The organism is Caballeronia sp. J97, from assembly GCF_905220305.1.
Lineage (GTDB): Bacteria > Pseudomonadota > Gammaproteobacteria > Burkholderiales > Burkholderiaceae > Caballeronia.
Map to the genome: position 1 here is coordinate 62,897 of NZ_CAJMZL010000034.1, position 9,576 is coordinate 72,472.

Annotated in this window: 12 protein-coding genes; all 12 read left to right on the plus strand. The window is 63.8% G+C overall.

The genetic code is table 11. The features are described from left to right. The first annotated feature begins 599 nt into the window (after nt 1-599). The gene (urtE, locus tag U4Y90_RS30470) at nt 600-1,292 is read left to right on the plus strand and encodes an urea ABC transporter ATP-binding subunit UrtE (RefSeq protein ID WP_321800238.1); all 693 of its coding nucleotides are present in this window, start codon (nt 600-602) and stop codon (nt 1,290-1,292) included. A 29-nt stretch (nt 1,293-1,321) separates the two neighbouring features. Further along, the gene (locus U4Y90_RS30475; RefSeq protein ID WP_321800240.1) at nt 1,322-2,182 is read left to right on the plus strand and encodes an urease accessory protein UreD; all 861 of its coding nucleotides are present in this window, start codon (nt 1,322-1,324) and stop codon (nt 2,180-2,182) included. A 172-nt stretch (nt 2,183-2,354) separates the two neighbouring features. Next, nucleotides 2,355-3,143 (plus strand): transporter substrate-binding domain-containing protein, encoded by a 789-nt coding sequence (locus tag U4Y90_RS30480; RefSeq protein WP_321800242.1) that lies wholly within the window; start codon nt 2,355-2,357, stop codon nt 3,141-3,143. An 18-nt stretch (nt 3,144-3,161) separates the two neighbouring features. Continuing rightward, a complete protein-coding gene (locus U4Y90_RS30485; protein WP_321800244.1) occupies nt 3,162-3,839 on the plus strand; it encodes an amino acid ABC transporter permease in 678 nt (225 codons plus the stop codon). Continuing rightward, the gene (locus tag U4Y90_RS30490) at nt 3,836-4,486 is read left to right on the plus strand and encodes an amino acid ABC transporter permease (RefSeq protein WP_321800246.1); all 651 of its coding nucleotides are present in this window, start codon (nt 3,836-3,838) and stop codon (nt 4,484-4,486) included. The genes U4Y90_RS30485 and U4Y90_RS30490 overlap by 4 nt, the downstream gene beginning before the upstream one ends. Next, nucleotides 4,473-5,192, plus strand: coding sequence for an amino acid ABC transporter ATP-binding protein (locus U4Y90_RS30495; protein WP_321800248.1), 720 nt, complete (start codon nt 4,473-4,475; stop codon nt 5,190-5,192). The genes U4Y90_RS30490 and U4Y90_RS30495 overlap by 14 nt, the downstream gene beginning before the upstream one ends. A gap of 89 nt (nt 5,193-5,281) precedes the next feature. Beyond that, the gene (locus U4Y90_RS30500) at nt 5,282-5,584 is read left to right on the plus strand and encodes an urease subunit gamma (RefSeq protein ID WP_008342482.1); all 303 of its coding nucleotides are present in this window, start codon (nt 5,282-5,284) and stop codon (nt 5,582-5,584) included. A gap of 4 nt (nt 5,585-5,588) precedes the next feature. Continuing rightward, complete coding sequence (locus U4Y90_RS30505) at nt 5,589-5,894, plus strand: urease subunit beta (RefSeq protein WP_321800254.1); 306 nt, start codon at nt 5,589-5,591, stop codon at nt 5,892-5,894. Between the two features lie 16 nt (nt 5,895-5,910). Further along, nucleotides 5,911-7,617, plus strand: coding sequence for an urease subunit alpha (ureC, locus tag U4Y90_RS30510; RefSeq protein WP_321800255.1), 1,707 nt, complete (start codon nt 5,911-5,913; stop codon nt 7,615-7,617). Nucleotides 7,618-7,623: 6 nt separating this feature from the next. Next, nucleotides 7,624-8,235 carry an urease accessory protein UreE gene (gene ureE, locus U4Y90_RS30515; RefSeq protein ID WP_321800257.1) on the plus strand — a complete coding sequence of 204 codons (612 nt, stop codon included), beginning with the start codon at nt 7,624-7,626 and terminating at the stop codon, nt 8,233-8,235. Then, on the plus strand, nt 8,222-8,902 hold the full coding sequence (locus U4Y90_RS30520; RefSeq protein WP_321800267.1) for an urease accessory protein UreF: 681 nt from the start codon (nt 8,222-8,224) through the stop codon (nt 8,900-8,902). The genes ureE and U4Y90_RS30520 overlap by 14 nt, the downstream gene beginning before the upstream one ends. Nucleotides 8,903-8,913: 11 nt before the next feature. Beyond that, nucleotides 8,914-9,564 (plus strand): urease accessory protein UreG, encoded by a 651-nt coding sequence (gene ureG, locus U4Y90_RS30525; RefSeq protein ID WP_321800259.1) that lies wholly within the window; start codon nt 8,914-8,916, stop codon nt 9,562-9,564. Nucleotides 9,565-9,576 lie beyond the last annotated feature (12 nt).

Below are 9,576 nucleotides of genomic sequence, written 5' to 3' on the forward strand. Positions count from 1 at the left end.
AAAGAAAGCAGCTATCCCCATCCAAAGTACCTCACACCGGCCCCGGCACAGGCGATTGGCCTAATGGTCCGCCCGTAGCGAGTGACCCCGCAAGCAGAACTCGGCTTGGACCGCGCACGGTCCGACGAACCACTACTTTGAGGGCGCTGGTTCAGCACAAAAGAGCATCGGCACAGCGCTACGCGCTGCCGCCGGGCCCACAAGGGAAACCAACCAGGGGCAATTGCAGTGAGATGGAAGCGTTAGCAAAGAAGCACGCGCCGACCTGATGGACCCATCGGCCGCGTAGCGGGCCGGAGCTATTTCGTGCTGAACCCGCAAGCATCGAGGTGCGATGAGACGGACCGTGCGCGATCCAAGTTGTGTTCTGCTTGTGAGGGCACTTGCTACGGGCGGGCCATTAGGCCAATCGCCTGTGCCGGGGCCGGTGTGAAGTACTTTGGATGGGGATAGCTGCTTTCTTTGGTTACTTTCTTTGCAGCAGCAAAGAAAGTGACTGCCGCCCCGCACAGGGGCAGAGCCAATAGACCGACACGAAAACAGGCTTCCACGAAACAAGCGCAAGCCAGAGCTACAGACAGAGACAGAGACAGAACCTCATGCTAGAAGTCGACAACCTGAACCAATACTACGGCGGCAGCCACATCCTCCGCGATGTGAAGATGACCGTCCCCGACGGCAAGCTCACCGTTCTGCTGGGCCGCAACGGCGTCGGCAAAACGACGCTCCTGCGCTGCCTGATGGGCGTCGTCCCGACGAAGAGCGGCACCATCAACTGGCGCGGCAACAAGATCTCCTCGATGCCCACGCACGCGCGCGTCGCGAACGGTCTCGCCTACGTACCGCAAGGACGCGATATCTTCGGCCGTCTCACCGTCGAGGAAAATCTGATGGTCGGCGCGGCAAGCCGCAAGGCGCCATCGAAAATCCCCGACCACATCTACGCGCTGTTCCCGGTCCTCAAGGACATGAAGAACCGCCGAGGCGGCGATCTCTCCGGCGGCCAGCAACAGCAACTCGCCATCGGCCGCGCGCTGATGAGCGAACCGCAACTGCTCATCCTCGACGAACCGACCGAAGGCATTCAGCCATCGATCATTCGCGACATCGGCAGAACGCTCCGGCAACTCGTCGACGAAATGGGCATGACGGTGCTGCTCGTCGAGCAGTATTACGACTTCGCGCGCGAACTCGCCGATCAATACTGGGTGATGAGCCGCGGCGAGATCGTCGCGGGCGGCGCGGGCTCGGAAATGGACGCGCATGGAGTGCGCGAGCTGATCGCCGTATGATCTGGGCTCAGCCCTGAAACGCATCGCTCATGCACTACGAACCCCACGCAACACTGGCCGACCCGGATATCTGGCGCGGCTCGCTCGAACTCGGCTACGCGCGTCAATACGACCGTACGGTCTGCGTTCATCGCAAGCACGAAGGGCCGTTGCGGCTGCAGCGGCCGCTCTATCCCGAAGGCGATATCTGTCATTCGGTGATCGTGCATCCGCCCGGCGGCGTCGCGGGCGGCGACCGTCTGCGCATCGACGTGCGTCTGCAGGACCACACGCACGCCGTCATCACGACGCCCGGCGCGACCAAGTGGTACAAGGCCAACGGCAAGCTCGCGACGCAGCGCATCGATATCGATCTCGCCGCGCACGCGAAGCTCGACTGGCTTCCGCAGAACAACATCGTGTTCGAATCGTCGAACATCGAGCTCGAATTCAACCTGACGCTCGATGAAGGCGCGAGCGCGATCGGCTGGGATGCGATGCTGCTCGGACGCGCCGCCGCCGGCGAGAAATGGACGCAAGGCCATATAAAGGCCGTGTCGCGGATCGCCCGGCGCGACGGCGCGACGCTCTGGTTCGAACGCACGCTGCTCGACGCACACGATCCGCTGCGCGATGCCGCGCAAGGACTCGCGGGCTTTCCCGCTTACGGCACGCTCTGGGCGATCGGTCCCGCCTGCGACGATGCGCTCGCCGAAGCCCTCACCGCGCAACTGCCCTTCGACGATGAGTTGCGCGCAGGCGCGTCGTGCGTCGCGCCGGGCGTGCTGATCGTGCGCGCGATCAGCCGCTCGATGGAACCGCTGCAAAACGCGCTCGCCGATTGCTGGACGCATCTTCGTCCCGTCGTTCACGGCGTCGATGCGCGACCCTTGCGGTTGTGGACTACCTAGTACGCACCAGCGAAGCGCATCGGTCTGCACATCCGTTGTGCGCAGCCACATGCACACAGCCGGCAAACGCAGACAGCACAATAACGAAGCATCGATGGCACGACTCTCGCTTTAAGCCTTGGCTCGAGAGCCGCGCATTCCAACGCGGCCGTTCAAGACCGAAGGATCATCGATGCTCAACACGTTCTCCCGCGCGCGACGCGCCGCACTCGTCGCGATGCTGCTTTCCCTGGCGCCCTTCGCCGCCCACGCCGACGCGCTCGACACGATCGCGAAGAGCGGCACGCTGCGCGTGGCCGTGCCCGAAGACTATCCGCCCTTCGGCTCGGTCGGCGCCGACATGAAGCCGCAAGGCTACGACGTCGACATGGCCGCGCTGCTCGCCAAATCGATGAACGTGAAGCTCGAACTCGTGCCCGTCAACAGCGCGAACCGCATTCCGTATCTGACGACCAACAAGGTCGATCTCGTGATCTCGTCGCTCGGCAAGACGCCGGAGCGGGAGAAAGTGCTCGACTTCTCGACCGCCTATGCGCCTTATTTCCAGGGCGTCTTCGGTCCCGCCGACGTCAAGGTGAACGGCCCCGCCGATCTCACCGGAAAGACCGTCGGCGCCACGCGCGGCGCGCTCGAAGAGATCGCGCTGTCGCAGATGGCGCCGAACGCGACCATCAAGCGCTTCGAGGACAACAACGCGACCATCTCCGCGTTTCTGTCGGGGCAGGTACAGCTGATCGCGGCGGGCAACATCGTAGCGGCCGCGATCCTTTCGAAGAATCCGCCGCGCCGGCCGGAAGCGAAGTTCATCATCAAGGATTCGCCGTGCTTCGTCGGCATGAACAAGAACGAGCCGCGCCTGATGACCAAGGTCGACGACACGATTGCGCAGGCGAAGAAGGACGGCACGCTCAACACGATGTCGAAGAAGTGGTTCAACCAGCCGCTGCCCGCGAGCCTTTGATCGAGAGCGCGGCATCGTATGGCCTATGAACTTCAATTCGCCGAGCTCGCGCAATACGCCGGCATGTTCGCGAGCGGCGCGGCGACCACGCTCGCGCTGACCGCGGTCTCGACGGCGCTCGGCGTGTCGGTCGGCGTGCTCGGCGCCGCCGCGCGCAACAGCCGGCGCGCATGGCTCGCCACGCTCGTCGGCGGCTATGTCGAAGCGGTCCGCAACACGCCGTTCATCGTGCAGTTGTTCTTCGTGTTCTTCGGCCTGCCCGCGCTTGGCATTCACCTGAGCGAATACATCGCGGCCATTCTCGCGATGACGCTCAATCTCGGCGCGTATTCGATCGAGATCATCCGCGCGGGCATCGCCGCCGTGCCGAAGGGTCATCACGAAGCAGCGGCTTCGCTTGCGATGTCGCGCGGCGAGACCTTTCGTCATGTCGTGCTGCCTCAGGCGCTCGCGAAAGTCTTTCCGGCGCTGACGAGCCAGATCGTCATCACCATGCTCGGCTCGGCGGTCGTATCGCAGATTTCGGTGCCCGATCTCACCTACGCCGCGAGCTATATCCAGTCGCGCAATTTCCGTGCGTTCGAGACGTGCTTCTTCATCACGGGCGCGTATCTCGTGATGGCGCTCCTGTTGCGCACCGCGTTGAACGCGATGGGCAAGCGCCTGTTGATGAACAACCGGAGCGCCGCGCGATGATCGAATTCACCCTCGCGCAGATCTTCGAGAATCTGTTGCTCGCGGCGCGCTGGACCATCGTGCTGTCGATCGTGTCGTTCGTGCTGGGCGGCATCGTCGGCTTTGCGCTGCTCGTGATGCGCGTGTCGAAATCGCACCTGCTGCGCACGCTCGTCAAAGGCTATATCCAGGTCTTTCAGGGTACGCCGCTCCTGATGCAACTGTTCCTCGTGTTCTTCGGCCTGCCCTTGCTCGGCGTCGACGTGTCGCCGTGGCTCGCGGCCACTGTCGGCCTCACGCTCTTTACCAGCGCCTATCTCGCGGAAATCTGGCGCGGCGCGGTCGAGGCCGTGCCGAAGGGACAGTGGGAAGCGTCGTCGTCGCTCGCAATGAGTTACTTCGAGCAACTCCGTCACGTGATCCTGCCGCAGGCGACGCGCATCGCGGTCGGCCCGACGGTCGGCTTCGCGGTGCAGGCGGTGAAGGACACGGCGCTCGTATCGATCATCGGCTTCACGGAACTGACGAAGGCCGGCACGATGATCTCGAATGCGACTTTCCGGCCGTTCCTCGTGTACGGGCTCGTCGCCGTCATCTACTTCTTGCTTTGCTATCCGTTGACGCGCTATGCGCGCACGCTCGAAAGGAAATGGAATGCCGCTCGTTGAAACCCGCAACCTTCAAAAGCAGTTCGGCGCGAATCAGGTGCTGAAGGGTATCGACTTCGCCGTCGAGCAGGGGCAGGTCGTGTCGATCATCGGGCGCAGCGGCTCGGGCAAGAGCACCTTGTTGCGCACCTTGAACGGACTGGAAAGCATCGACGAGGGCTCGATCGAAATCGACGGCGAACATATCGATGCGCGTCATGCCGACCTGCGCGCGCTGCGTCTGAAAGTCGGCATGGTGTTCCAGCAATACAACCTCTTTCCGCATCTCACCGCCGGCGAGAACGTGATGCTCGCGCAGACCGTCGTCAAGAAGATCCACAAGGCGAAGGCGCGCGCGAGCGCGCATACGGTGCTCGAACGCGTCGGTCTCGGCGACAAGTTCGACGCCTATCCCGACCAGCTTTCCGGCGGCCAGCAGCAACGCGTGGCCATCGCGCGCGCATTGGCGATGAAGCCGACCGTGCTGCTGTGCGACGAGATCACCTCGGCGCTCGATCCCGAGCTCGTCGGCGAAGTGCTCGCGGTGGTCGAAGATCTCGCGCGCGACGGCATGACGCTCATCATGGTCACGCACGAGATGCGCTTCGCGCGCAAGGTCAGCGACAAGGTCGTGTTCATGCATCAGGGGCGCGTGTGGGAATCGGGCACGCCCGAAGCGATTTTCGAGCGGCCATCGACGGTGGAGTTGCAGCGCTTCATCCAGTGAGCCGCAAGCTTCCCGAAAGACCCGTAAAACAAGGCATTCCGGTGCTAGCATTGCAAAGCCCGCAACACTTTTCTCCATAAAAGAAGCCCATGAAACTCACGCCCAGAGAAAAGGACAAGCTGCTGATCTTCACCGCAGCCCTGCTCGCCGAGCGCCGCCGAGCGCGCGGCCTGAAGCTCAATCATCCGGAAGCCGTCGCGTTCATCTCGGCGGCATTGATGGAAGCGGCGCGCGACGGCAAGACCGTCGCCGAAGTCATGCACTACGGCACCACGCTTCTCACGCGCGACGACGTGATGGAAGGCGTGCCGGAGATGATCCCCGACATCCAGATCGAAGCGACCTTCCCCGACGGCACGAAGCTCGTCACCGTTCATCATCCGATCCCCTGAAAACATGATCCCCGGCGAATATTTCATCGACGATGGCGAGCACGAACTGAACGCGGGCCGCGAGACCGTGACGGTCGTCGTCGCGAATCATGGCGACCGGCCCGTGCAGGTCGGTTCGCACTATCACTTCTACGAAGTCAACACGGCGCTGAAGTTCGAGCGCGAGAAGGCGCGCGGCTTCCGGCTCAACATCGCGGCGGGCACCGCCGTGCGCTTCGAGCCGGGACAGGAACGCACGGTCGAGCTTGTCGCGCTCGCCGGCGATCGCCACGTCTACGGCTTCAACGGCCTCGTAATGGGCCCACTCTGAACAGGACATCAACAACATGACGCTACGCATCGGCCGCCGCGCTTATGCGGAAATGTTCGGCCCGACCACCGGCGACCGTGTGCGCCTTGCCGACACCGATCTCATCATCGAAGTCGAGCGCGACTTCACCACCTACGGCGAGGAAGTGAAGTTCGGCGGCGGCAAGGTGATTCGCGACGGCATGGGCCAGTCGCAACGGTCCGCCGCCGACGTGGTCGATACCGTCGTGACCAACGCGCTGATCCTCGATCACTGGGGCATCGTGAAAGCCGATATCGGCATCAAGGGCGGACGCATCTTCGCAGTCGGCAAGGCGGGCAATCCGGACATTCAGCCGAACGTGAACATCGCGATCGGCGCGGCGACGGAAGTGATCGCCGGCGAAGGCATGATCGTCACGGCAGGCGGCGTCGATACGCACATCCACTTCATCAGCCCGCAACAGATCGACGAAGCGCTCGCGAGCGGCGTCACGACGATGCTCGGCGGCGGCACCGGCCCCGCGACCGGCACCAACGCGACGACCTGCACGCCCGGGCCGTGGCACATGGAGCGCATGCTGCAGGCCGCCGATGGCTGGCCGATGAACCTCGGCTTTCTCGGCAAGGGCAACGCGAGCCTGCCAGAGCCGCTCGTCGAACAGGTCAAGGCCGGCGCGATCGGTCTGAAGCTGCACGAGGACTGGGGCACGACGCCCGCCGCGATCGACAACTGCCTCTCGGTCGCCGACGATACCGACACGCAAGTCGCCATCCACACCGACACGCTGAACGAAGCGGGCTTTGTCGAGACGACCATCGCCGCGTTCAAGGGCCGCACGATCCACACGTATCACACCGAAGGCGCGGGCGGCGGCCACGCGCCGGACATCATCAAGGTGGCGGGCGAATCGAACGTGCTGCCCTCCTCCACGAATCCGACGCGCCCCTATACCGTCAACACGCTCGACGAGCATCTCGACATGCTGATGGTGTGCCATCACCTCGATCCGTCGATCGCGGAAGACATCGCGTTCGCGGAATCGCGGATACGCCGCGAGACCATCGCGGCCGAAGACATCCTTCACGACCTCGGCGCGCTGTCGATGCTGTCGTCCGATTCGCAGGCGATGGGCCGCGTCGGCGAAGTCATCATCCGCACCTGGCAGACGGCGCACAAGATGAAGGTGCAGCGCGGCGCATTGCCGGAGGACAACACGCGCAACGACAACTTCCGTGCGAAGCGCTATGTGGCGAAGTACACGATCAATCCGGCGATCACACACGGCATCGCGCATGAAGTCGGGTCCATCGAGCCGGGCAAGTGGGCCGATCTCGTGTTCTGGGAGCCCGCGTTCTTCGGCGTGAAGCCCGCGTTGATCGTCAAGGGCGGCATGATCGCGCTCGCGCAGATGGGCGATCCGAACGCATCGATTCCGACGCCGCAGCCGGTGCACTATCGCGAGATGTTCGCGACGCGCGGCGGCGCGCTCGGCAAGACCTCGCTCACGTTCGTGTCGCAGATGGCGATGGAAGCGCGCATCGCGGATCGCTATGGCCTGGAGAAGCAGATCGTCGCGGTGAAGAACTGCCGCAATGTGACGAAGGCCGACATGATTCACAATGCATGGCAACCGTCCATCAGCGTCGATCCGCAGACCTATCAGGTGATCGCCGACGGGCAATTGCTCACATGCGACCCCGCCACCGTTCTGCCGATGGCGCAGCGCTATTTCCTGTTCTGAATCGCCATGCGTACCATCGACAAACGTCTGACCGCGAAGCTCGCGCCCGTGCTCGTCAAGCGCGCGCCCACCCTGACTCTTCCTTTCGACGCGCGCTGCAAGAGCCGGCTCGCGGCCACGCTCGACAGCGGCGAGGAAGTCGCCCTCGTGATGCCGCGCGGCACCGTGCTCGCGAACGACGACATGCTCGTCGCCGATGACGGCGGTTTCGTGCGCGTCGTCGCGGCGGCGGAGGACGTGCTCGTCGTGCGCGCGCCGAGCGTGCGTCTGATCACGCGGGCGGCCTATCATCTCGGCAACCGGCATACGCCCGTCGAAGTCGGCGCGGACTATCTGAAGCTCGAAGCCGATCCCGTGCTCGAAGACATGCTGAAACGCCTCGGCGTGCTCGTCGCGCACGAGTCGCAGCCGTTCCAGCCCGAAACGGGCGCCTACGGCGGCGGGCACAAGCATGGTCACGACGAGACGTTCAGCGAAGACTACGCGCTCGCGCAGAAGGTGTTCGACGAGCATCACGGGCACGATCACTCGCATGACCACGATCATTCGTCGTGCGGTGACGATCACGGGCATGAGCACGACCACGGTCATCATCACCACGGCCATGCGCATCGCTGAGCTCACCGCGCTGTTGCATCTCGCGTCGCCGGCGCTGCCGATCGGCGCGTTCAGCTATTCGCAAGGACTCGAAGCGGCGATCGAGCACGGCCTGATTCACGACGGCGACAGCGCGCGCGACTGGATCGCGAGCGGTCTGACCAACGTGCTCGCGCGCGGCGAATTGCCGATGCTCGCGCATCAGATCGAACATTGGCGATCGCACGACGAAGCCGCGCTGAGCGCCGCGAACGACGAATATCTCGCGAGCCGCGAATCGGCGGAACTGCGACGCGAAACCGAGCAGATGGGCTGGTCGCTCGCCCAGTTGTGCGCATCGCTCGAATGGGGCGATGCAGCTCGCCGCGCGACGCTCGCCGCGATCAAACCCGTCGCGCAACCGACCGCCTTCGCTTTCGCCGCGTTCGCGCACGATGCGCAGCCGCAAGCCGCGCTCGCGGCCTATGCATTCAGCTGGGTCGAGAATCAGGCGGCCGCCGCGCTCAAGGCGGTGCCGCTCGGCCAGCTCGCGGGGCAGCGCATCATCGTCGCGTTGCGCGAGCCGATCGATGCCGCCGTGCGCCGCGCGCTCGATACTTCGCCCGACCAGATCAACACGTTTGCGCCGCAGCTCGGCATTTTATCCGCGCGGCATGAATCGCAATACTCGCGGCTTTTCCGCTCCTGAACCGAGATTCCATGAACGCTCCCGCTTACTCCTCCGCCGCCCGCCGAACCAAGAAGCTGCCACCGTTGCGTGTCGGCGTGGGCGGACCGGTCGGCTCCGGCAAGACCACGCTGCTCGAAATGCTCTGCAAGGCGATGCGCGAGCAGTACGATCTCGTCGCCATCACCAACGACATCTACACGAAGGAAGACCAGCGCCTTCTGACCGTCGCGGGCGCGCTGCCGGCCGAGCGCATCATGGGCGTCGAGACGGGCGGCTGCCCGCATACGGCGATCCGCGAGGATGCGTCGATCAACCTCGAAGCCGTCGACCGGATGGTGTCGAAGTTTCCGGATGCGGATATCGTCTTCATCGAATCCGGCGGCGATAACCTCGCGGCTACTTTCAGCCCGGAACTCTCCGATCTGACGATCTACGTGATCGATGTCGCGGGCGGCGAGAAAATTCCGCGCAAGGGCGGGCCGGGCATCACGAAGTCGGATCTGCTCGTGATCAACAAGACCGATCTCGCGCCTCATGTCGGCGCGAATCTCGACATCATGGCGAGCGACACGAAAAAGATGCGCGGCGAGCGGCCCTTCGTGATGTGCAATCTGAAGGCGCTCGAGGGGCTCGATGAAGTCATTCGCTTCATCGAAAAGAAGGGATTGCTGCTCGCCTGAATCGAAAAAAAA

Excerpts from the sequence above, each read along its gene's own strand:
- U4Y90_RS30475 (WP_321800240.1), top strand. The coding sequence starts at position 1,322 with ATGCACTACGAACCCCACGCAACACTGGCCGACCCGGATATCTGGCGC.
- U4Y90_RS30500 (WP_008342482.1), top strand. The coding sequence starts at position 5,282 with ATGAAACTCACGCCCAGAGAAAAGGACAAGCTGCTGATCTTCACCGCA.
- U4Y90_RS30495 (WP_321800248.1), top strand. The coding sequence starts at position 4,473 with ATGCCGCTCGTTGAAACCCGCAACCTTCAAAAGCAGTTCGGCGCGAAT.
- U4Y90_RS30490 (WP_321800246.1), top strand. The coding sequence starts at position 3,836 with ATGATCGAATTCACCCTCGCGCAGATCTTCGAGAATCTGTTGCTCGCG.
- U4Y90_RS30505 (WP_321800254.1), top strand. The coding sequence starts at position 5,589 with ATGATCCCCGGCGAATATTTCATCGACGATGGCGAGCACGAACTGAAC.
- U4Y90_RS30480 (WP_321800242.1), top strand. The coding sequence starts at position 2,355 with ATGCTCAACACGTTCTCCCGCGCGCGACGCGCCGCACTCGTCGCGATG.
- U4Y90_RS30520 (WP_321800267.1), top strand. The coding sequence starts at position 8,222 with ATGCGCATCGCTGAGCTCACCGCGCTGTTGCATCTCGCGTCGCCGGCG.
- ureC (WP_321800255.1), top strand. The coding sequence starts at position 5,911 with ATGACGCTACGCATCGGCCGCCGCGCTTATGCGGAAATGTTCGGCCCG.
- ureG (WP_321800259.1), top strand. The coding sequence starts at position 8,914 with ATGAACGCTCCCGCTTACTCCTCCGCCGCCCGCCGAACCAAGAAGCTG.
- U4Y90_RS30485 (WP_321800244.1), top strand. The coding sequence starts at position 3,162 with ATGGCCTATGAACTTCAATTCGCCGAGCTCGCGCAATACGCCGGCATG.
- urtE (WP_321800238.1), top strand. The coding sequence starts at position 600 with ATGCTAGAAGTCGACAACCTGAACCAATACTACGGCGGCAGCCACATC.
- ureE (WP_321800257.1), top strand. The coding sequence starts at position 7,624 with ATGCGTACCATCGACAAACGTCTGACCGCGAAGCTCGCGCCCGTGCTC.